Source organism: Micromonospora andamanensis (genome assembly GCF_016863495.1).
Classification (GTDB): Bacteria; Actinomycetota; Actinomycetes; order Mycobacteriales; family Micromonosporaceae; genus Micromonospora; species Micromonospora andamanensis.
In genome coordinates this window covers 69,373-89,649 of record NZ_BOOZ01000019.1, presented here as the reverse complement: position 1 = coordinate 89,649, position 20,277 = coordinate 69,373, and the positions used below count along the sequence as shown (strand labels likewise).

Genomic DNA, 20,277 nt, shown 5'->3' with positions numbered 1-20,277 from the left:
GGGTCCGGGTACGCGGGCGTGAGGATCTGCCGGGTCGGACCCGGACGTCGTCCTCGTCGTACTCCCGCCGTCTGGTCGCCAGGACCGCCCCTTCGTCCGCTCAGTTCTTGTCGGTCACCAGTGCCGACCATAGCGCCGGAAACTCGGGCATGGTCTTCGCGGTGCACGACACGTCGTCCAACTCGACGCCCGGCACCACCAGCCCGGCAACCGCCGCCGCGTGCGCCATCCGGTGATCGTGGTAGGTGCGGAACACGCCACCGTGCAGTGGTCGGGGCCGGATCTCCAGGCCGTCGGTCGACTCGGTGATGTCCGCGCCCAGCCCGGTGAACTCCCGGTTCAGCGCGGCCAGCCGGTCCGTCTCGTGGCCCCGGATGTGGCCGACGCCGGTGAACACCGAGGGCGAGTCGGCGAGCAGGGCCAGCGCGGTCAACGCCGGGGTCAGCTCGCTGACGTCGGACAGGTCGGCGTGCAGTCCCTTCACCGGGCCGGTGCCGCGCACCGTCAGCCCCTCGGTGGTGAGGGTGACCGCCGCACCCATCTGCTGCAACAGCGAGCGCAGTCGCTCCACCGGCTGGGCACTGCCCCGTGCCGGCCAGCCGCGCAGGGTCACCTCGCCGCCGGTGACCAGGGCGGCGGCGAAGAACGGCACCGCGCCGGAGAGGTCCGGCTCGATCTCCCACCCGCGCCCGGTGAGCGGCCCCGGCTCGACCGCCCAGACGTCGGGGGTGCTGTCGTCGACCGCGGCACCGGCGGCGCGCAGCATCTGCACGGTCATCCGCAGGTGCGGCGCGGAGGGCACCGGCGGGCCGACGTGCCGGACCACCAGCCCCCGGTCGAAGCGGGGGGCGGCGAGCAGCAGACCGGAGACCAGTTGACTGGAGGCCGAGGCATCGATCACGACCTCGCCGCCGGTCACCCGGCCGGCGCCCAGCACGACGAGCGGCAGGCTGCCCGAGGCGGGGGTGTCGACGCGTACGCCGAGCGAGCGCAGCGCCTCGATGAGCGGGCTGAGGGGACGGGTGCGGGCGGCCGGGTCACCGTCGAGGGTGACCTGCCCGTCGGCCAGCCCCGCGACCGGGGGTACGAAGCGCATGATCGTGCCGGCCAGCCCCACGTCGACCTGGGCCGGGCCGAACAGGCGGTGCGGTCGGACCAACCAGCGGTCGTCGTCGGCGATCGAGACGTGGGCGCCCATCGCCCGCAGCGCGGCGGCCATCAGCTCGGTGTCCCGGGCCCGCAGCGGCCGGGACAGGGTTGACGGCCCGGCCGCCAGCGCGCTGAGCACCAGGGCCCGGTTGGTCATCGACTTGGAACCGGGCAGCCGCAGCGACGCCGACACCGGATCGCTGGCCGTAGGTGCGGTCCACGGCTGTAGCGGCCGGGTCGCTGGCACATTCCCCACAGCTACATTCTGCCGTGCCGTCAGCCCCGCGTTGCCACGGCCATCGTCCGCTCCCGGGGAACGGGACAGCCGCCCGGCGGGCGGCGCGCTAGCGTGAACGGCATGTGCGGGAGGTACGCCACGACCCGGAGCGCCGGTGACCTGAGCGGCCTGTTCGAGGCCGTCGACGAGACCGGGGACGGGCTGGTCGCCGATCACAACGTGGCGCCTACCGATCCCGTGCCTGTCGTCCGGGTGAGGGCCGAGGGTCACCGGGCGCTCTCGCGGGGCCGATGGGGTCTGGTGCCGCAGTGGTCCCGGTCGCCCGCCGGAGCGGCCCGCATGATCAACGCCCGCGCCGAGACGGTCGCCACCAGCCGGGCGTACGCGCCGTCCTTCGCCCGCCGACGGTGCCTGGTTCCCGCCGACGGCTGGTACGAGTGGGTGCGGCTGGCCGACGGTTCGAAGCAGCCGTACTACATGACCCCGCGCGACGGCTCGGTGCTCGCCTTCGCTGGCATCTGGTCGCGCTGGGACGGCCCGGACACGACGCTGCTGACCTTCAGCGTGCTGACCACCGCGGCCCTCGGCGAACTGGCCGAGGTGCATGACCGGATGCCCCTGCTGCTGACCCCCGGGCGCTGGGCGGCCTGGCTGGGTGGCGGCGGCGACGCGGCCGAGCTGCTGGTGCCGCCGCCGACGGACTGGCTTGCCCGGTTGGAGATACGGCCGGTGGGCAAGGCAGTTGGCGATGTGCGAAACGACGGTCCGGAGCTGACCGCCCGGGTGCCGCTGAACCGTTCCACCGAGCCGTCGGAGATGACGCTCTTCTGATCACGGCCGGCACATTGTCGGGAGTGATTTGCTGCGGTTGCGGGCGAAAGGTGACTCCAACGTTCTGCCAAGTTCCCGGCAGAGTCTTGTCTCGGCGTACGTAAGTGCGATAGAACACAGCGCCGGTGGTGGGTGTCGTTCACGTCGGGTGAACGATCTCCATCGATCTTGCTGGTCCCACGGGGGAGGTGGGTGGATGACACGGGCGCGTATGCCCCGTCCGCACGAGGTGGCCGCCGCGCGGCGTGATCCGCGACTGTTGCGGGCGTTGCGTGAGCGGCGACAGGACGAAGCCTGGCGCACCAGAGGCACCTGTCAGAGCGTCGACCCGGAAACGTTCTTTCCGGCGCCGAACGAGCCGGCGGATGCGGCGGTGGCACTGTGCCGCAGCTGCGATGTGCAGGGCTCCTGCCTGGCCTGGGCGTTGGAGGTCGGCGATTGTCACGGCGTCTGGGGCGGCACCACGCCACGGGAGCGGCGGGCGATGCTCGTGGCCTGGCGCAGCGAGGTGCAACCCGACCCGGATGCCGCAGGTGAGCCGGGTCCGCCGGTGCGTGACCGGCTGCTCACCCTGGTGCCGTTGAGCTGATCCGCGGGGTGCCGCCCAGGTCGGGGCGGGTTCAATGGGGCGGTGCCACACGACGACGTCATCGCCACTCCGCGCGGTCCCGCCCGGGTCGACACCGATCACCCGTCCGGCCCGCCCCGGGCCCTGCTGGTGCTGGGGCACGGGGCCGGCGGCGGTGTCGATGCCCCGGATCTGATCGGCCTGCGCGACGCGGCGGTGCCCGCCGGGCTGGTGGTGGCCCGGGTGACCCAGCCGTACCGGGTCGCCGGCCGGCGTGCGCCCGCCCCGGCCGGGCACCTCGACGAGGCGTGGTCGACCGTCCTCGCCGTGCTGCGGCGACGGCATCCGGGCGTACCGCTGGTGGTGGGTGGTCGCTCCAGTGGCGCTCGGGTGGCCTGCCGGACGGCGACCGCGGTGGCCGCCGCCGGGGTGGTGGCGCTCGCCTTCCCGCTGCATCCGCCCGGGCGACCGGAGCGGAGCCGGGCCGGCGAGCTGATGACCGGCCTGCCGACCCTGGTGGTGAACGGGGACCGGGACCCGTTCGGTGTGCCCGAGCGGGGGCCGCTGGTACGGGTGCTGGTCCGGCCGGGGGAGCGGCACGACCTCCGGGGCGACCCCGCCGGTACGGCCGCGCTGGCGGTGGGCTGGCTGCGCGAGCACGGCTGGGCGACCTGACGGCACGCTGGCTGCCCGCGCGCCGCAGTGCCTCCCGGTGCCGTGTCCGCCGGCCGCGCCGCTTCGTTGCACCCGATGGTGTCCCAGTGCCCGGTCGGGCGGCGACACCGGGCTCCCAGGCCCTTCCTGGTCCCAGCCACGGTCGCACCGCCGGGGCGGGGACCAGGAACGCCCGGGCCGAGCCGGAATGTCCCGACCCGCGGCGCGCGTTGAACACCTCGGACAACCACTGTGCGAGGGGGTGACCGGTGCCGACCGAGATCCGGAACCGGGAACGCGACGAGCGGGAGGCACGGCAGCTCAGGCAGCTGCTGGCCGGCCCGAACTGGCCGGCGGCGGTGCCGCCGGCCGAGGTGGCGACGGGCACACCCGTCGGAACCGAATCTTCCGGAAGGTCGGTGCGCGTATCCTCGGCGGGGAAGCATCCAACCCGAGGGGATGTGCGGTTGACCACGGAGAAGACGGACGAGCGCAGGGCCCGGTTCGAGCGGGACGCAATGCCATTCGTCGATCAGCTGTACGCGGCCGGCCTGCGGATGACGCGTAACCCGGCGGATGCCGAGGACCTGGTCCAGGAGACCTACCTGAAGGCGTACGCCGCCTTCCACCAGTTCGAGCAGGGCACGAACCTGAAGGCCTGGCTCTACCGGATCCTGACCAACACCTACATCAACTCGTACCGCAAGCGGCAGCGCCAACCGGTCCAGGCGCCCACCGACGAGATCACCGACTGGCAGCTGGCCGAGGCGGAGTCGCACACGTCGAGCGGGCTGCGGTCCGCCGAGACCGAGGCGCTCGACCGGCTGCCGGACAGCGACGTCAAGGAGGCCCTCCAGCAGTTGCCGGAGGAGTTCCGGCTGGCCGTCTACCTGACCGATGTCGAGGGCTTCTCCTACAAGGAGGTGGCCGACATCATGGGCACGCCGATCGGCACGGTGATGTCGCGGTTGCACCGCGGGCGTCGTAATCTGCGCAAGCTGCTTGAGGGGTACGCCGCGGAGCGGGGTTTCTCCGCGGCCCAGCCGGCCCGGAGCTCGACCGCCGCGACCGGCCGGGAGGTGTGACGTGAGCTGTGGAGATCCGCACGAGACGGACTGCCGTGAGGTGCTCGCCGAGGTCTACCTGTACCTCGACCTGGAGTGCGCGCAGGAGCGGCGGACGCTGATCCGTCACCATCTCGACGAGTGCGGCCCCTGCCTGCGCGAGTACGGCATCGAGCAGGAGGTCAGGGCGCTCGTGGCGCGTTGCTGCGGCAACGAGTCCGCGCCTGACGAGCTGCGCGAGCGGCTACGGGTACGGCTCAGCGAGCTCGTCGTGTTCGAGAGCAGCGAGTCGCGCGAACTGGCCGACTGACCTGCACAGGTGCCCGGGTCGGAAGTGACCCGGGCACCTGTGGTCCGTCGTCCGATCGCGGCGGGCAGCCGCCCGCCGGCTCAGGAGTTGGGGCGCTTGCCGTGGTTCGCGGCGCTCTTCTTACGGGCCTTCTTCTTACGGGCCTTCTTCGCCATGGTGACCTCCTCGTGATGGCCGGATCGGCTGCGCGCGACCCCGCCGCCGGGGCGCTGTCGCCCTCGCCGGCGTCCGGGTCTGACCCGTTGATGCTAGTGCCGGCGGTCCCGGTGGGCCGCTCCCGGGGCCGCTCCACGCCCGCCGCCCGCCTGCGCATGATTGGATACGTCGCAGGAGCCGCGAGGGAAGGGGCCGAAAGATGGCCGAGGAGATCCGCGCCGAGATGGTGGCGAACGTCTGGAAGGTCGTCGCGTCGGCCGGGGACACCGTGTCCGAGGGGGACACCCTGGTGATCCTGGAGTCGATGAAGATGGAGATCCCGGTGATCGCCGAGTCCGACGGCGTCGTGCAGCAGCTCGCGGTGAACGAGGGCGACGTGGTGCAGGACGGTGACCTGATCGCGGTGATCGGTTGAGTGACCTGCTGATCCGCCCGGCCGAGCCGGCCGACTTCGCTGTGCTCGCCCGGCTCACCGTCGCGGCGTACGAGGCGGACGGCCAGCTCAAGGGCGAGACCGGCTACGCCGACGTGCTGGCCGACGTCGCCGCTCGGGCGGAGCACGGTGAGGTGCTGGTGGCCGTGGACCGGGCGACCGGGCAGTTGCTCGGCTCGGTCACCTTCGTGCTGCCCGGCACCCGGTACGCCGAGATGTGCGCCCCGGGAGAGGCGGAGTTCCGGATGCTGGCGGTGGACCCGGCCGCGCAGGGCCGGGGCGCCGGTGCCGCGCTCGTCGAGGCGTGTGTCGCACGCGCGATCGAGCTGGGCTGCGCCGCCGTGTCCATCTGCGTACGCGAGGGTCACGCCGAGCCGGCCCACCGGCTCTACCGCGGGCGCGGCTTCGTCCGCCAGCCTGAGCGGGACTGGAGCCCGCTGCCCGGAGTGGACCTGCTCGCTCTCCGCCTGCCGCTGCGCTAGCTGTTCCGTCCGGACAGGTCAGGGACGCGGGTGGGCGGTTCGGCGATCGCCGCGAGCAACTCGTCGGCGACCTCCAGAGCCACCTGCTTGCGCTCGGCGTCGGTGATGTCCGGGGTGCGTACGGCGAACCAGCTGCTGTGCACGGCGAACAGGGCCAGCACGGCCCGGAGCTGGGCACCGGGGGAGTCGTCACCCTGGCAGAGCGCGGTGGCCAGCCGGAACATCCGATCGCGCAGTTCCCGGCCGGCGGAGAGGCTCTTCAACGCTGTCTGGTTCTGCTCGAAGAACCGCATCACCGAGGGCTGCTCGCCACTGAACATGGCGTCGGCGTACCGCTCGATGACGGCTCGGCGGGTGGCCAGCGTGGCCGGCTGGCTCTCGGCCCAGGTGATCAGGGTGTCCATCCGCTCCAGCCGGTCCTCCACCACGCTGGTGACGATCTCGTCCTTGCTCTTGAAGTGGTAGTAGAGCGCGGCCTTCGTCACCCCGAGCCGTTCGGCCACCTCGCGCAGTGAGGTCGCCTCGTAGCCCTGCTCGGTGAAGAGCTCAAGCGCCACGGCCTTGATCCGCTCCCGCGTGCCGCCTGTGCTCTGGCTCACCCGTACCTGCCAATCCGGTTGACCGTCGTTACCTGTCCAACTTACCGTCCGGCTAGTAAGGTGACTAGCCGGGCGGCAAGTAAGTGCGCCGCATCTCGGGGGGAGCTTACCGATGGTCCAGCAGAACCAGGCTGCCGTGCGACCGAATGTCCGGGTCGTACTCTTCGGTCTGATGATCGCCATGATGCTGGCGATGCTCGACAACATGATCGTCAGTACCGCCCTGCCGCGCATCGTGGGGGAGTTCGGCGGGCTCAACCACTTCACCTGGGTGGTGACCGCGTACGTGCTGGGCACCACCGTCTCCACCCCGATCTGGGGCAAGCTCGGCGACCTCTACGGGCGTAAGGCGGTCTTCCTCACCGCTGTCGTGATCTTCCTGGTCGGCTCCGCGCTCTGCGGCATGGCCGGGTCGGGATTCCTCGGCGGTCCCGACGACGGCATGGTGCAGTTGATCGCTTTCCGGGCCGTCCAGGGTCTGGGTGCCGGTGGCCTGATGGTCGGCGTCATGGCGATCATCGGCGACCTCGTGCCGCCCCGTGAGCGTGGCCGCTACCAGGGCATGATCGCCGGGATCATGGCCATCGCGATGGTCGCCGGCCCGCTGGTCGGCGGTTTCATCACCGACCACCTCTCCTGGCGCTGGGCGTTCTACGTCAACCTGCCCCTGGGTGGGGTGGCGCTGGTGCTGCTGATCGCCACCATGCACCTGCCCCGGTACCGCACCGAGCACCGGATCGACTGGCTCGGCGCCGCACTGCTGTCGGTGGGCATCACCGGGATCGTGCTGATCACCACCTGGGGTGGCAACGAGTACGCCTGGGCCTCCCCGCAGATCCTCGGCCTCGCCATGCTGGCCGTCGTGGCGCTTGTGGCCTTCGGGTTCGTCGAGCGCCGGGTCCCCGAGCCGATCCTGCCGCTGCGGCTCTTCGCCAACCGGAACTTCGCCCTCATCTCGGTGATCGGCTTCCTGCTCGGCTTCGCGATGTTCGGCGCGATGAACTTCCTGCCGCTCTACCAGCAGACCGTGCAGGGCGCCTCGGCCACCGACTCCGGCCTGCTGCTGCTGCCGCTGATGTTCGGCATGCTGCTGGTCTCGCTCGTCGTCGGCCGGGCGATCACCCGGACCGGGCGGTACCGGATCTTCCCGATCGTCGGCGGCGTGGTGATGGCCGTCGGGCTCGCCCTGCTGAGCCTGCTGGACGTGGACACCAGCAAGGTCCAGTCGTCGCTCTACATGCTCGTGCTCGGCGCCGGTATGGGCTTCCTCATGCAGACCTCCATGCTTATCGCGCAGAACAGCGTCGCCCAGAAGGATCTGGGGGCGGCCAGCGGCGCGGCCACCTTCTTCCGCTCCATCGGCGGGTCGTTCGGCATCTCGCTGTTCGGCGCCATCTTCGCCAACCGGCTGGCCGGCTCGGCCGCCGGTGGCGCGTTCAGCGGTGGCGGCGAGGCCGGCGCGGCGATGAACATCGAACAGCTCAAGGAACTGCCGGCACAGGCCCGCGAGGTGGTGCTCGGTGGCCTCGCCGACGCGATCTCGCACGTTTTCCTCTGGGCGGTGCTCTTCGCCGTCGTGGTCCCGGCGCTCGCCTGGTTCATCCGGGAGATCCCGTTGCGCACCAGCAACGAACCCGAGCCCGACGCCAGCGGGCAGGAGCAGGCCGAGGCCGACCTGGCCCGGACACCTGCCGTCTGAGCCTGCCCGGTCCGCCCTCAGGGCATGCCGGGCGATCGTCTCCGCCACGGGGGCAGGAGACGACGCAGCAGGGCGCGCAGCGTGCCACGTCGCTGGCCGGCGGTCACGCCGGCCAGCGTGCGCGCCAGGGCGATGGTCGCCGGATCGAGATCCGGCGTGGCCAGCGCCAGGTGCGCCAGGGAGACGGCGTTCGGCACCGGATGTCGGCGGGCCGCCTCGGCCACCGTGGCCAGCCGCTCGGAGACCAGCGCGGCCACGTCGGGCCGGACGGCCGGGTCGACCCAGGCGGCGGTCACCAGGGCGAACAGGGCCGCCTCGGCGACCTCTGGCACCTCGCGCGACAACTCCACGAGCACCCGCCGCCGGGTCGACTCCGCCCACGGCTCGTCGGTCCGGTGGTGCAGCAGCCCGAGGCAGGTCCAGACCTGCACGCACCGCAACCACAGCGCCGGGTCCTGGCCGGCGAGCACCCGCCCCAGCGCGGTCTGCGGGGTCTCCGGTGGATGGGCCAGCAGGCCGAGCAGATCGGCCAGGTCGAGGGTGGCCAGGCCGACCGCCGCGTCGTACGCCGCAGGGGGGTGCGGCCAGGCCGGGTGGGCGAGTTCGCGCAGGCGGCGGGCGGCCTCCGCGGACGGCGGCGGCGGGGCAGGGAGGAGTGCCCCCCGCTCCGACCGGTCGAGGTGCCCGGTGCCAGGTGGTCCGGGGATCGCGCCGGCCGCCGGGGCCGGCGCGGCCGGCGTCAACTGACCCAGCCAGGGGCGTCCGCGGCAGCACTCGGCCAGGTCGCCGTGTTCGTGTGAGTCGTCCGGATGATCGCGGATGAAGTCCGCAAGCGCGACCAGGTGACGGACCGCGCCGTCCCGTTGGAACCGCAGGCGGTGTGCCGTGTGCACGGCGCAGTCGAAGGACGGGTTGCGGGCCAGGGCCCGCTCGATCCAGCTCAGCGCCTCCTCCAGCCGACCATTGTCGGCCAGGGTGCCGGCGATGTCGGCGTACACCGCCAGGTCGTCCGGGTCGTGCTCCACGGCCCGCCGCAAGGCGGCCAGCGCCTCCCGGGTCCGGCCGGCGCTGCGCAGCGCGTACCCGAGCCACACCTCGCCCATCTTCGACGGTGTCGCGCGTACTCCCCGGCCGGCCCAGTGGACCGCGAGCGGTACCTCGTCCACCCGCCGGGCCAGCGCGGACGCCGTACCCAGCAACAGCGCGTGCTCCGGGTGGACGGTGATCGCGTTGCGGGCGAGCGTGAGGTACGGCGACAGGGCCGCCCGGTTCGACGGTGGGACCGGATCCGGGATGGCGGCGCAGACCTGCATGAGCACCCGGGCGGCCTGCTCGGGGCCGAGGCGTTCGGCCAACTCGGGCGAGGTCACCCACGGCACTCCCGCCCAGTCCGCCCCGGGCGCGTGTGCGGTGGCGGCGACCAGCAGATCGAGTCCCTCGGCCGGGTGGCCGGCCGCGGCGAGCAGGTGCGCGCGGGCAACCACGGCACCGACGAACGTGTGGTGCTGCAACGGGAACAGGCCGATGCCGCCGTCGCCGCTGGCGGCGGCCAGCCGGGCGAGGGTCTCGTGCACCTCGGGCAGCGTCGGTGCCCGGGCCAGCGCCGCCGCGACGTGATCGGCGGCATGCGCCAGCTCGCCGGCGTCGAGGGCCCGTCGGGCCAGGGCCAGTTCCTCAGTCGCCGGCAGCGCCCGGTCGTCCGTTCCCTCGGCCACGTGGTCCTCTCGCTCGTCGGTACCGGTTGCGCGGTGAGGTCGGGTCAGCGTAGGTGACGAGGCCCAGTTTTGGTGATCCACTGCGCGATGCTGCTCGTTTTATTGCTCAGAATGGTCCAAAGGTGCAAGACTGAGCATCGTTCGCGCGGATATCGCGCAGGGGAGGAGTTTTCGTGACGCGCCCAGGCAGCGGCATGGCCGCCGACATCGACGAGCAGCCGGCCGGTTACGACCTGCTGCTCTCCACCGAGCACGCCGCGGATATCGCCCGGGTGGCCGGAATCGTCGCCGAGCGCCGCCCCCGACACGTGGTCTTCACCGCGCGGGGAACCTCGGACCATGCCGCGCTCTACGGCGCGTACCTCAGCGAGATCCGTCTCGGCCTGCCGGCCGGCCTGGCCTCGCCGAGCGCTGTCACCCTCTTCGGTGCCCGGCCGGACCTCTCCGACGCCCTGGTCGTCGGGGTCAGCCAGAGCGGCGGATCCCCCGACCTGACGGAGGTGCTCCGGGCCGCCCGCGACTCCGGTGCGCTCACCCTCGCCGTCACCAACGCCCCGGACTCCCCGCTGGCCACGACCGCGGAACTCGCCGTCGACATCGCCGCCGGGCACGAGCGGGCGGTGGCCGCCACCAAGACCTACACGGCCGAGCTGCTCGCCCTGCTGATGCTCGTGGAGGGGATCCGGGCCGGCGACGGCGTGCTGCCCGCCGAGGAGCGCCGGGCCCTGGCCGACCTGCCCGAGCTGGCCGCGCGCACCCTCAACGACCCGGTTCCGGCCCAGCTCGCGCCGCGTTACCGCTTCGCCGCCCAGATCGTCACCACCGGCCGGGGATACGCGTACCCGACCGCCCGGGAGGCGGCGCTGAAGCTGATGGAGACATCGTACCTGCCGGCGCTGGCGTTCTCCGGCGCCGACCTGCTGCACGGCCCGCTGGCGATGACCGATCCGGACGTACCGGTGCTGGCGGTGGTCGGCTCGGGGCCGGGCGGGCGGTCGATGGGCGAAGTCCTGCCCCGGCTCGGTGAGCGCCGCGCCGACGTGGTGGTGGTCGGCTCCGCCGAGGTCGACGGAGCCACCCGCCTCGCTGTGCCCGAGGTCGACGAGCGGTACGCCCCGCTGCTGGACATCCTGCCGTTGCAGCGGCTGGCGCTGGCGCTCGCGCTGACCCGCGGCGAGGATCCGGACGCGCCGCGTGGGTTGAAGAAGGTCACCGCGACGATGTGACGGTCGGCGTGGCACCCTGGTCGGCGTGTCAACGCTGCGCGATCTCGCCGAGGAGCACACCCGCCTGCGTCGGGTCGACATCGACCACCTGCACCGCATCGCCGGTGACTGGCAGTTGCTGTCCGACCTCTCCTTCGCCGACCTGCTGCTCTGGGTTCCGGTGGACGGTGAGGGCAGCTTCCTCTGCGTGGCCCAGGTCCGCCCGACCACCGCGCCCACCGCCTACCAGGACGACCAGGTGGGGCGGATCGTCGGCGGCCCGGAGGTGGCGCACCTGGAGGTCGCCTACCGGCAGGGACGCATCTGGCGGGAGGGTGACCCGGTCTGGTACGGCGACGTGCCCGCCCGACACGAGGCGATCCCGGTCCGGCTGCGCACGGCCGACGGCGAATCCGGCGAGGTGATCGCCGTGGTGGGCCGGGACACCAACCTGTCCACCGCGCGTACGCCCAGCCAGCTGGAGTTGAACTACCTGACCACCGCCGACGACCTGGCACAGATGATCGCCGACGGCACGTTCCCACCGCCCCGGCACCCGGGCGAGACCACGTCGGCGCCGCGGGTCGGTGACGGGCTGGTACGGCTGGACGCGGGTGGCAAGGTCACCTACGCCAGCCCCAACGCGCAGTCGGCGTACCGCCGTCTGGGGCACGCCTCGCTCCTGGTCGGCGAGGATCTCGCGGCGCTGCACCGGCGGCTGGCCGGCGATCCCCTGGAGGGCACCGACGCCGCGAACGGCATCCTCGCCGCGCTGCGCGGCGAGGCGCCACCCCGGCGGGAGATCGACGCGCGCGGGGCGACAATGCTCACCCGTGCCCTGCCGCTGATGCCCGCCGGGGTGCCGATCGGCGCGCTGGTGCTGGTCCGCGACATCACCGAGGTACGCCGGCGCGACCGCGCCCTGATCACCAAGGACGCCACCATCCGGGAGATCCACCACCGGGTGAAGAACAACCTCCAGACGGTGGCCGCGCTGCTGCGCCTACAGGCCCGTCGGGTGTCCATGCCCGAGGCGCGGGTCGCCCTGGAGGAGTCCGTACGCCGGGTGGCGTCGATCGCGCTTGTGCACGAGACGCTCGCCATGTCCAGCGACGAGGCTGTGGAGTTCGACGGGATCGTCGACCGGGTGGCAAACGCGGCGACCGAGGTGGCGGCGACCGAGGTGAGCGTCGCGATGCGCCGTACCGGCACCTTCGGCGTGCTGCCGGCCGAGATCGCCACCTCGCTGGTGATGGTCCTCAACGAGCTGCTGCTCAACGCCGTCGAACACGGTTTCCCACCGGCCGGTGACGACGACCCGCCGGTGATCGAGGGGCCAGCGAAGCCCGAGGTGGTGGTCTCGGCTCACCGGCTCCGCAAGATGCTGAACGTCACCGTCACGGACAACGGCCGGGGTCTGCCGGCCGGCTTCGACGCCGAGGGCGGCGCCAAGCTCGGCTTGCAGATCGTCCGGGCGTTGGTCACCGGAGAGCTGCGCGGCACCATCGAGTTGCGTCCCGGCGCCGACGGTGGCACCGAGGCGTTCCTGGCTCTCCCGCTGGCGCGCAGCGCCCCCGAGGGCCGCAGCGGCGGTTGACCGACGCGTCCGGCCCGGCCGCGACCGGCGCTCGTCGGTCAGGCCGCGCGGACTGCGGGTCAGCCGAGTCGGGTCAGCAGGGCGAGCGTGATGCCGGGGCGTGGCCACACCCGGGCCACCGCGAAGCGGTCGCGGAGCGCGTCGCCCTTGGCGCCGGGCACGGCGGCCAGCGGATCGGATCGTCGTCCGGCCAGCACCAGCCAGACCCGGTCGACCCCGGCCAGGCACTCCGCCGGCCGGTCGCACTCGGCGGCCCACAGGTCACCCCGACCTTCCTGCCCCTCGACCAGCAGCGTGTCCTGCGGGGTCCGGCCGCCGAGGTGATAGCGCAGGCCGAGGTCGAGAAAGAGCCAGCTGCCCCGGGGTGAGTAGACCACCGCGTCACCGGGCTGCCGATCGCTCGCGACGATCTCGGCCACCGCCCGGTAGTCCACAGTCGCGCTGCGTGGCCACTCGTGGGTACGGCGCAGCGCAGCCTGGTCGGGCAGGCCGAGCAGGCCGGTCAGGGCCACCACCGCGAGCGCGGCGGGCAGCCGGGCGGAGGCGAGCGCCGCGCCGGCCAGCAGGCAGCCGAAGGGCACCACGAAGACCAGATAGCGGGGTACCCAGAGGGGGACGACCAGCCCGGCGAGGAAGAGCAGCAGCACCGGTGCCAGGACGCAGCTCACCGGCAGCAGCCCTCGGCGGCCGGCCTGGGCCGCGCCGAGCGCGGCAAGTCCGAGCAGTACCCCGCCGACCACGGTGCTCTGCGCCACCCCGCCGGCCAGCGCGGCCAGGTCTCCGGGTCGGGCGGCGTCCACCCAGTCGAGCTGCCGGGCCCGCTGGCCTCGGGCGATCAGGGCCAGCGGCACCACCGCCGCGGTCACCGGCACCAGGGCGGCGAACCACAAGCGGAGCACCCGGCCCGGTGGTGGCGGCTGGCGTTGCCCACCGTCGCCCGACCCGTCACCCCGGCCGCCGGCCCGGACCGCCCTGGTCGCGGTCAGCACGGCGACCGCGTGGGAGGCGAGCAGGGTGAGGGCCACCAGGTGGGTGAGCCCGAGAGCGGTGGTCGCCGCGGCGTAGCCGAGCCAGCGACGCCGAGCGGGCCGCCGCAGCGCGTCGACGAGCAGCAGCGTGCTCAGCACGGCGAGGGCGCTGGCCAGGGCGTACGGTCGGGCTTCCTGCCCGTAGCGGGAGGTGCCGGGAAGCACCGCGAACAGCAGGCCGGCGAAGGTGCCGACGCGGGTGTCCCAGAGCCGTTGCCCCAGGACCGCGGTCAGGCCGGCGGCGGCGGCCATGGCCAGGGCGGAGGGCAGGCGCAGGGCCGTCACCGAGTCGCCGGCCGCGCTCAGCCAGGCGTGCATGAGCAGGTAGTAGGGGCCGGCGGCGGCGTCGATGGTGCCGGCCAGCCGGATCAGGCCGGCAAACCCTCGGGTGGCGGCACTCCAGGTGGCCAGCTCGTCGCGCCATGGCTGGGCGGTGTCCAGGCCGACAAGCGTCGCCAGCAGGGTTCCGGTCGCCGGCACCAGCCACACCGGCACCGAGCGAAGCCGTCTGCCGCTGAGCCGGACGCCGTCACCAACGACCGGAATAGACCTATCGGACAAATCCCCCACGTCGCGAGCCTGCCACACGGTGACGCTCGGAGGAGCCGGCAGCGACCGCCCGTGATGTGGGATCAGGCACGTGGTCATTGGCTGCCCCGCCCGAGGTGTGGCAGCATGACGTCCATGACTGCCGCTGTCGTGCGCCGCTTCGTGGCTCGTCGCCACGTTGATTACGGCCGCGTGCGCAGCGCCATCTGTCCGGCTCACTGACGACGCCCGACCATCCCTGCCTCGGGCACGCAGCGCGCCGGCCGTGCAGAGACATCGCTGTCCACGGTCCCTCCGGGAACCGGTCGTCGCGCCCGCTCAGCCCCACCGAGGCGCAGCAGACAACGGAGGACGCCGCGATGGCAGTCAGCGAGATTCCGGCCCGCCCGCCGCGAGCGCCTCGGCGCCCCCGCGGCGAGGGCCAGTGGGCGCTCGGGCACCGGGAGCCCCTCAACCCCAACGAGCGGATCAAGAAGGACGACGATCCGCTGAACGTCCGGGCCCGTATCGAGAACATCTACGCCCACCGTGGTTTCGCCTCCATCGACCCGCAGGACCTGCGCGGCCGGTTCCGCTGGTGGGGCCTGTACACCCAGCGGAAGGCGGGCATCGACGGCGGGCGTACCGCCGTGCTGGAGCCGCAGGAGCTGGAAGACGAGTTCTTCATGCTGCGGGTCCGCGTCGACGGAGGCCAGCTCGACCTGAGGCAGCTGCGGACGATCGCCGAGATCTCGCGGGAGTTCGCCCGGGACACCGCGGACATCACCGACCGGCAGAACATCCAGTACCACTGGATCCGGGTCGAGGACATGCCGGAGATCTGGCGGCGGTTGGAGTCGGTCGGGTTGCAGACCACCGAGGCGTGCGGTGACTGCCCCCGGATCGTGCTGGGCAGCCCGGTGGCCGGAGTGGCCGAGGCCGAGCAGATCGACCCCACACCCGCCATCGACGAGATCGTCAGCCGGTACGTCGGCGACAAGCAGTTCTCCAACCTGCCGCGCAAGTTCAAGTCGTCGATCTCCTGGCTGGTGGACACCCCGTACGAGGCGAACGACATCGCCTTCCTCGGTGTCGATCACCCGGAGCACGGCCCGGGCTTCGACCTGTGGGTCGGTGGGGGCCTGTCCACGAACCCGATGCTGGCCCAGCGGCTCGGCGCCTGGGTGCCGTTGTCCGAGGTACCCGACGTCTGGGCCGGCGTGGTGGGCATCTTCCGTGACTACGGCTACCGCCGGCTGCGCCACCGGGCCCGGTTGAAGTTCCTGGTCGCCGACTGGGGCGTGGCGAAGTTCCGGGAGGTGCTGGAGAAGGAGTACCTCGGCCGGACGCTGCTCGACGGTCCCGCCCCGGAGCTGCCGGAGCGGCCGATCGATCACATCGGCGTGCACCGGCAGCGCGACGGCCGCAACTACGTGGGTGCCGCTCCGGTGGTCGGTCGGGTCTCCGGCACCCAGCTCGCCCAGCTCGCGGACGTGGTCGAGGCGCACGGCAGCGACCGGGTGCGACTCACCCCGTACCAGAAGCTGCTGGTGCTCGACGTGCCACCGGAGCGGACGGAGTCGTTGGTCACCGGACTGCGCGGGATCGGCCTGGAGGCCCAGCCGTCGGCCTGGCGACGCGGCACCATGGCCTGCACCGGCATCGAGTACTGCAAGCTCGCCATCGTCGAGACCAAGGCGCGCGGCGAGGAACTGGTGGCCCGGCTGGAGCAGCGACTGCGTGACTTCGACGCGGACATCTCCATCCACATCAACGGCTGCCCCAACGCCTGCGCCCGTACCCAGGTCGCGGACATCGGCCTGAAGGGGCAACTGGTGACCGGGCCGGACGGCCGCCAGGTGGAGGGCTTCCAGGTGCATCTCGGCGGCGGGCTCGGCATGGCCGAGGGGCGTACCGCTGGCTTCGGACGCAAGCTGCGCGGCCTGAAGACGACAGCCGAGGAACTACCCGGGTATGTCGAGCGGCTGGCCGTGCGCTACCTGGCCGGCCGGACCGAGGGTGAGACGTTCGCCAACTGGGTGATTCGGGTCGACGAGGAGGAACTGCGATGAGTGGTGAGACTCGTTCCGTGCCGCTGTACTGCCCGTACTGCGGTGAGGAGGATCTGCGGCCGAGCGAGACCGGTCCCGGCGCGTGGGAGTGCCACGCCTGCGCGCGGGTCTTCACGGTCAGGTTCAGCGGCCTGCTCTCCCGGGCGGTGACCCGGTGAGCGCCCTGGTCTCCGCCGCCGGCCTCGGCCTGGTCGGCACCACCGCCGCGGCCACCGCGGATCCCTCCCGACGCGACCCGGACGAGCTGCGGGCGCTTGCCGAGCGGGCCGGCCGGGACCTGGAGGGTGCGCCCGCGCTGGAGATCGCCAGGTGGGCGGCGGAAACCTTCGGGGACCGGTTCTGCGTGACCAGTTCGATGGCCGACGCCGTCCTCGCTCACCTGGTCTCCCGGGTCGCGCCGGGGGTGGACGTGGTCTTTCTCGACACCGGGCTGCACTTCCCGGAGACCCTCGCCGTCCGCGACGAGGTGGCCCGCACGCTGCCGGTGAACGTCCGGTCCATCCGGCCGCGACTCACAGTGGGTCAGCAGGACGGCGAGTACGGACCGCGGCTGTTCAACAGGTCGCCTGACGAATGCTGCCAGTTGCGCAAGGTGGAGCCGCTGGAGCGGGCGCTGGCCGGCTATGACGCGTGGGCCGCCGGCCTGCGCCGCGACGAGTCGCCGACCCGCGCCAACACGCCTGTGGTCACCTTCGACGCGCGGCGGGGCAGGGTGAAGGTCAACCCGATCGCGGCCTGGACGCAGGCGGACGTCGACGCGTACATCGCCAGGTGGAACGTGCCGGTCAACGAGCTGTTCCGGCGCGGTTACGGCTCGATCGGCTGCTGGCCGTGCACCCGACGGACCGGGGCCGGTGAGGATCCACGGGCCGGCCGCTGGGCGATGTTCGAGAAGACCGAGTGCGGTCTGCACGTCTGACCGGTGGCGTCGGGCCGGGTGCCGATCGGGCCCGGCCCGACGAGCCCTGCTCGGACGGCGACCCGCTGCTGCTTGTCGCCCACGGCAGTCGCGACCCGCGCGCGGCCGAGGCCACCAGGGCTCTCGCCCGGGCGGTCGCCGCCGCGCGCCCGGATACGCCGGTGCTGGCGAGCTGGCTCGACCACACCGAGCCCGGCCCGACCGAGGCGCTGCGCGGGCTGGCCGCCGCCGGGTACTCCCGGGCGGTTCTGGTGCCGCTGCTGCTGACGGCCGCGTACCACCGTCGGGTCGACATTCCGGCGGCGGTGGCGGCGGCCCAGCAGGGCGACGCACCGATCCAGGTGCGGATCACCGACGTGCTCGGGCCGGTGCGGGGTGAGGTGGATCCGGCGTTGCTGGCCGGGTTGCGGCGGCGGCTGGGCGAGGCGCAGCCGGGTCGGTACGACGCCCTGGTGCTGGCCGCCGCGGGGACCCGTGACGCCGCGGCGCGCGGATCCGTCGGGCGGGTCGCCGCCGAGTTGGGCGCGGCCCTGAACCTTCCGACCCGGGTGTCGTACGCCTCGGCGGCGCCACCGGACGCCGGTGCGGCGGTGACCCGGCTCCGGGCGGCTGGCGCGCGGCGGGTCGCCGTGGCGGCCTACTTCCTGGCCCCCGGGCTGTTTCACGACGCGGTGACGGCATCGGCGCGGGACGCCGGCGCGGTCGCCGTGGCGTCCCCGTTGACCGACGCGCCGGACCTGGTGGACCTGATCCTCCGCCGCACCACCGCCACGCCCGCCCGCACCTGACTCCCCGCCGACCCGGCATCCGCACCCCTACCGAGGCGGGCACCCACGGGGACCATGAACGCGAGCCCGGCCGGAGCTGGGGGCAGCAGAACGCCCCGGCGGGCTGAACCCGGCCGGGGCGTCGCGCTTGGTACGTGTGTGGTGGTCAGGCGGAGTGAGCGCGCAGCACCCGGAGGCCGCCGCGACGCTTGACGGCGCGCCGCTCCTCCTCGCTCATCCCGCCCCAGACGCCAGCGTCCTGACCGGATTCCAGCGCCCACTGCAGGCACTGGTCGGTCACGGAGCAGCGCCGGCAGACGGCCTTGGCCTGCTCGACCTGCAGGAGAGCCGGACCGGACGTCCCGATCGGGAAGAACAGCTCCGGGTCCTCGTCGCGGCAGACAGCATGGTGACGCCAGTCCATGGCGGCAACACTCCTCATTCTGGATGGGTGGCAGATATTGCTTCTTGGTGCTTTTCCTATATGCATCCGCATTGCCGATGGTGACGGTTTGCGTCCGCCATTTCGGCAGTGCGTGAGCAGGCCGTTGGCCCCGGGCGCCTGCTGGAAAGGCTCAACTTGTTGAGCATGTCCAGGCAATGTCCCGGTAACTCAAGTTCGCTTGTGAATACTTTCACGAACTCACACGATGTCAAGGGTGGCGCTCGGAAAAACTCCGGACGGTGAGCAAGCCCACAACCCATTTGTCCGGGTTCCAGATCTCTCCGGCTACCCGTGGTATCACAGTCGAGGATCAATATAGTACAGTCCGCGCCACATTGCTGACATTTCCGGCATCCGTCCCGGGTGTCGCAGCCGTCGCGTCGGGGGTGACGCCGGCTACCGCACCCCGGTGGTACCGGAGACCTAACAGATTACTCTGAGTGCGGCGGGAACGGAGGTGAATCTGACTTTTTCCCGCTCGCCAAGATAGTCGCCATCGAGCTGAAACGCCTGCGGACGGCTTGCGACCAGCGTGAACTCGGCCACGTCGTGCAGCCGCAGCACCTGACGACCGTGCGGATCGGGTGTCGGAGAGAAGAATTGCGTCACGGTGCGTGTCGTGCTGGCGACACCGAGCTGGCGCAGGGCCAGCACATCGAGGCCGAGGTCGAACGACGCCGCCGGGTTCGGGTTGACCTCGCGCTCCCCGACGTACGTCCACGGGGCTGTGTTCTGCACGATGATCGTGGCCAGATCGCCCTCGGTCACCTCGCCCGGCCGCTCCAGCTGGATCGCCGGCCGCCGCCGTTCGTTGCCGAGCAGGAACTGCGCGGTGAACGCCCGGAAGTAGAGCGAGGGGGAGGGGACCCGCCCTCGGCGGCGCGCTTCCTCGACCCGGTGGATCACCGACGCGTCGAGCCCGAAGCCGGCGCAGAAGGTGAAGTAACGGTCGTCGGCCAGGCCGAGGCCGATCGTGCGGCGTCGGCCCAGCCGCAGTCCTTCCAGGATCATGCTGGCCCCCTCCGGCCACTCCCGGGGCAGGCCGAGCGCGCGGGCGAAGACATTCGTCGAACCACCAGGCACGGTGGCCAGCGCCGGCAGCCGGTCGGCGGTCGGCTCGGCGCCACCCGCGCTGGTCGCCGTCATCAGCCCGTTGACCACCTCGTTGACCGTGCCGTCACCACCGAGGGTGACAACCGCGTCGACACCCTCCTCGGCGGCCTCCCGGGCCAGCGTGGTGGCGTGGCCGCGCTGGCGGGTGTAGCGCACGGAGAGGTCGACCTCACTGCGCAGCGCTCGGACGAGCACGTCACGCGCGCGCTCACTGGTGGTGGTGGCCTTCGGATTGACCAGCAGGACGGCCCGCATGGGCGGCACAATACTCCGCGACCCCACCGGTATCGTGACCGCGTGACCATCGACTCCGACCCAACCCCCGTCACGCTCCGTTGGGCGGTCCGGCTGCTACGTGGCCAGGCGGTCGCGGTCGGGCTGGTCGCCGGCTGGTTGATCTTCGCCAACCTGACCGCCACCACCACCGACGTGACGTCGGCGCTGCTGGTGACGGCCTTCGCCATAGCTGTCGCGGTCGCCCTCTGGGCGCTGGGTGGCGCCTTGCTCCGGCGCCGGTCCGGCGCCCGCGCGCCGGCCATCGTGCTTCAACTCATGCTGCTGCCGATCGGCTGGTTCATGATCCAGGGTGGGCTCGGCTGGCTCGGTGTGCCGCTCATCGCACTCGGTGCCGGGGTCACCTGGTTGCTGGTGAGCCCGCCGACCACCCGCGCGCTGGGCTTCGAGTGAGCTGATCCGCGCGCCCGG

Annotated in this window: 22 protein-coding genes; 15 read left to right on the top strand and 7 right to left on the bottom strand. The window is 72.4% G+C overall.

All coding sequences use genetic code 11. The features are described from left to right. Positions 1 to 100 precede the first annotated feature (100 nt). Positions 101 to 1,405 (bottom strand): 3-phosphoshikimate 1-carboxyvinyltransferase, encoded by a 1,305-nt coding sequence (aroA, locus tag Van01_RS17905; RefSeq protein ID WP_204008494.1) that lies wholly within the window; start codon positions 1,403 to 1,405, stop codon positions 101 to 103. A gap of 102 nt (positions 1,406 to 1,507) precedes the next feature. Here aroA and Van01_RS17900 point away from each other — a divergent pair, with 102 nt between their 5' ends. From Van01_RS17900 to rsrA, 5 genes are all read left to right on the top strand, one after another. Further along, on the top strand, positions 1,508 to 2,218 hold the full coding sequence (locus Van01_RS17900; protein WP_204008491.1) for an SOS response-associated peptidase: 711 nt from the start codon (positions 1,508 to 1,510) through the stop codon (positions 2,216 to 2,218). Between the two features lie 196 nt (positions 2,219 to 2,414). Next, complete coding sequence (locus tag Van01_RS17895) at positions 2,415 to 2,807, top strand: WhiB family transcriptional regulator (RefSeq protein WP_093405204.1); 393 nt, start codon at positions 2,415 to 2,417, stop codon at positions 2,805 to 2,807. 42 nt (positions 2,808 to 2,849) lie between these two features. Beyond that, positions 2,850 to 3,461 carry an alpha/beta hydrolase family protein gene (locus Van01_RS17890; protein WP_204008489.1) on the top strand — a complete coding sequence of 204 codons (612 nt, stop codon included), beginning with the start codon at positions 2,850 to 2,852 and terminating at the stop codon, positions 3,459 to 3,461. A 248-nt stretch (positions 3,462 to 3,709) separates the two neighbouring features. Further along, a complete protein-coding gene (locus Van01_RS17885) occupies positions 3,710 to 4,525 on the top strand; it encodes a sigma-70 family RNA polymerase sigma factor (RefSeq protein WP_204008487.1) in 816 nt (271 codons plus the stop codon). Between the two features lies 1 nt (position 4,526). Then, on the top strand, positions 4,527 to 4,814 hold the full coding sequence (gene rsrA / locus Van01_RS17880) for a mycothiol system anti-sigma-R factor (protein WP_204008484.1): 288 nt from the start codon (positions 4,527 to 4,529) through the stop codon (positions 4,812 to 4,814). A gap of 80 nt (positions 4,815 to 4,894) precedes the next feature. On the opposite strand, the gene Van01_RS33800 is transcribed toward rsrA, so the two are convergent. Then, on the bottom strand, positions 4,895 to 4,969 hold the full coding sequence (locus Van01_RS33800) for a 50S ribosomal protein bL37 (protein WP_370461611.1): 75 nt from the start codon (positions 4,967 to 4,969) through the stop codon (positions 4,895 to 4,897). Between the two features lie 200 nt (positions 4,970 to 5,169). On the opposite strand from Van01_RS33800, the gene Van01_RS17875 reads away from it, so the two are divergent. Continuing rightward, complete coding sequence (locus tag Van01_RS17875) at positions 5,170 to 5,385, top strand: biotin/lipoyl-binding carrier protein (protein WP_093405215.1); 216 nt, start codon at positions 5,170 to 5,172, stop codon at positions 5,383 to 5,385. After that, the gene (locus Van01_RS17870; RefSeq protein WP_204008482.1) at positions 5,382 to 5,885 is read left to right on the top strand and encodes a GNAT family N-acetyltransferase; all 504 of its coding nucleotides are present in this window, start codon (positions 5,382 to 5,384) and stop codon (positions 5,883 to 5,885) included. The genes Van01_RS17875 and Van01_RS17870 overlap by 4 nt, the downstream gene beginning before the upstream one ends. Here the strand turns inward: Van01_RS17870 and Van01_RS17865 are convergent. Beyond that, entirely contained in the window at positions 5,882 to 6,484 is a 603-nt protein-coding gene (locus Van01_RS17865; protein WP_239099139.1) for a TetR/AcrR family transcriptional regulator, read from the bottom strand. The two genes, Van01_RS17870 and Van01_RS17865, sit on opposite strands and share 4 nt — an antisense overlap. 112 nt (positions 6,485 to 6,596) lie before the next feature. Between Van01_RS17865 and Van01_RS17860 the strand changes: the two genes are divergently transcribed. Then, positions 6,597 to 8,183, top strand: coding sequence for an MDR family MFS transporter (locus Van01_RS17860; protein WP_204008478.1), 1,587 nt, complete (start codon positions 6,597 to 6,599; stop codon positions 8,181 to 8,183). Between the two features lie 17 nt (positions 8,184 to 8,200). Here the strand turns inward: Van01_RS17860 and Van01_RS17855 are convergent, their stop codons facing one another. After that, positions 8,201 to 9,898 carry a tetratricopeptide repeat protein gene (locus Van01_RS17855; protein WP_204008476.1) on the bottom strand — a complete coding sequence of 566 codons (1,698 nt, stop codon included), beginning with the start codon at positions 9,896 to 9,898 and terminating at the stop codon, positions 8,201 to 8,203. 194 nt (positions 9,899 to 10,092) lie between these two features. On the opposite strand from Van01_RS17855, the gene Van01_RS17850 reads away from it, so the two are divergent. Continuing rightward, positions 10,093 to 11,124 carry an SIS domain-containing protein gene (locus tag Van01_RS17850; RefSeq protein WP_204008549.1) on the top strand — a complete coding sequence of 344 codons (1,032 nt, stop codon included), beginning with the start codon at positions 10,093 to 10,095 and terminating at the stop codon, positions 11,122 to 11,124. A 25-nt stretch (positions 11,125 to 11,149) separates the two neighbouring features. Further along, on the top strand, positions 11,150 to 12,700 hold the full coding sequence (locus Van01_RS17845; RefSeq protein WP_204008474.1) for a PAS domain-containing sensor histidine kinase: 1,551 nt from the start codon (positions 11,150 to 11,152) through the stop codon (positions 12,698 to 12,700). Between the two features lie 59 nt (positions 12,701 to 12,759). On the opposite strand, the gene Van01_RS17840 is transcribed toward Van01_RS17845, so the two are convergent. Continuing rightward, a complete protein-coding gene (locus Van01_RS17840; RefSeq protein WP_239099141.1) occupies positions 12,760 to 14,274 on the bottom strand; it encodes a glycosyltransferase family 39 protein in 1,515 nt (504 codons plus the stop codon). A 362-nt stretch (positions 14,275 to 14,636) separates the two neighbouring features. Between Van01_RS17840 and Van01_RS17835 the strand changes: the two genes are divergently transcribed. The 4 genes from Van01_RS17835 to Van01_RS17820 are packed head-to-tail and all read left to right on the top strand — an operon-like array spanning position 14,637 to position 18,035. Continuing rightward, on the top strand, positions 14,637 to 16,328 hold the full coding sequence (locus Van01_RS17835) for a nitrite/sulfite reductase (protein ID WP_204008470.1): 1,692 nt from the start codon (positions 14,637 to 14,639) through the stop codon (positions 16,326 to 16,328). Beyond that, positions 16,325 to 16,486 (top strand): hypothetical protein, encoded by a 162-nt coding sequence (locus Van01_RS17830; protein WP_204008468.1) that lies wholly within the window; start codon positions 16,325 to 16,327, stop codon positions 16,484 to 16,486. Before Van01_RS17835 ends, Van01_RS17830 begins: the two co-directional genes overlap by 4 nt. Further along, positions 16,483 to 17,247: a phosphoadenylyl-sulfate reductase gene (locus Van01_RS17825; protein ID WP_204008466.1), complete on the top strand. Its 765-nt coding sequence runs from the start codon at positions 16,483 to 16,485 to the stop codon at positions 17,245 to 17,247. The genes Van01_RS17830 and Van01_RS17825 overlap by 4 nt, the downstream gene beginning before the upstream one ends. Continuing rightward, a complete protein-coding gene (locus Van01_RS17820; RefSeq protein ID WP_204008464.1) occupies positions 17,229 to 18,035 on the top strand; it encodes a sirohydrochlorin chelatase in 807 nt (268 codons plus the stop codon). The genes Van01_RS17825 and Van01_RS17820 overlap by 19 nt, the downstream gene beginning before the upstream one ends. Positions 18,036 to 18,180: 145 nt before the next feature. Here the strand turns inward: Van01_RS17820 and Van01_RS17815 are convergent, their stop codons facing one another. Continuing rightward, entirely contained in the window at positions 18,181 to 18,438 is a 258-nt protein-coding gene (locus Van01_RS17815) for a WhiB family transcriptional regulator (RefSeq protein ID WP_007072794.1), read from the bottom strand. Between the two features lie 444 nt (positions 18,439 to 18,882). After that, positions 18,883 to 19,827, bottom strand: a complete 945-nt coding sequence (locus tag Van01_RS17810) for a diacylglycerol/lipid kinase family protein (protein ID WP_204008462.1) — start codon at positions 19,825 to 19,827, stop codon at positions 18,883 to 18,885. A gap of 42 nt (positions 19,828 to 19,869) precedes the next feature. On the opposite strand from Van01_RS17810, the gene Van01_RS17805 reads away from it, so the two are divergent. Then, the gene (locus Van01_RS17805; RefSeq protein WP_204008460.1) at positions 19,870 to 20,259 is read left to right on the top strand and encodes a hypothetical protein; all 390 of its coding nucleotides are present in this window, start codon (positions 19,870 to 19,872) and stop codon (positions 20,257 to 20,259) included. Positions 20,260 to 20,277 lie beyond the last annotated feature (18 nt).

Excerpts from the sequence above, each read along its gene's own strand:
- Van01_RS17900 (WP_204008491.1), top strand. The coding sequence starts at position 1,508 with ATGTGCGGGAGGTACGCCACGACCCGGAGCGCCGGTGACCTGAGCGGC.
- Van01_RS17850 (WP_204008549.1), top strand. The coding sequence starts at position 10,093 with ATGGCCGCCGACATCGACGAGCAGCCGGCCGGTTACGACCTGCTGCTC.
- Van01_RS17830 (WP_204008468.1), top strand. The coding sequence starts at position 16,325 with ATGAGTGGTGAGACTCGTTCCGTGCCGCTGTACTGCCCGTACTGCGGT.
- Van01_RS17815 (WP_007072794.1), bottom strand. The coding sequence starts at position 18,438 with ATGGACTGGCGTCACCATGCTGTCTGCCGCGACGAGGACCCGGAGCTG.
- Van01_RS17860 (WP_204008478.1), top strand. The coding sequence starts at position 6,597 with ATGGTCCAGCAGAACCAGGCTGCCGTGCGACCGAATGTCCGGGTCGTA.
- Van01_RS17875 (WP_093405215.1), top strand. The coding sequence starts at position 5,170 with ATGGCCGAGGAGATCCGCGCCGAGATGGTGGCGAACGTCTGGAAGGTC.
- Van01_RS17810 (WP_204008462.1), bottom strand. The coding sequence starts at position 19,827 with ATGCGGGCCGTCCTGCTGGTCAATCCGAAGGCCACCACCACCAGTGAG.
- Van01_RS17895 (WP_093405204.1), top strand. The coding sequence starts at position 2,415 with ATGACACGGGCGCGTATGCCCCGTCCGCACGAGGTGGCCGCCGCGCGG.
- Van01_RS17835 (WP_204008470.1), top strand. The coding sequence starts at position 14,637 with ATGGCAGTCAGCGAGATTCCGGCCCGCCCGCCGCGAGCGCCTCGGCGC.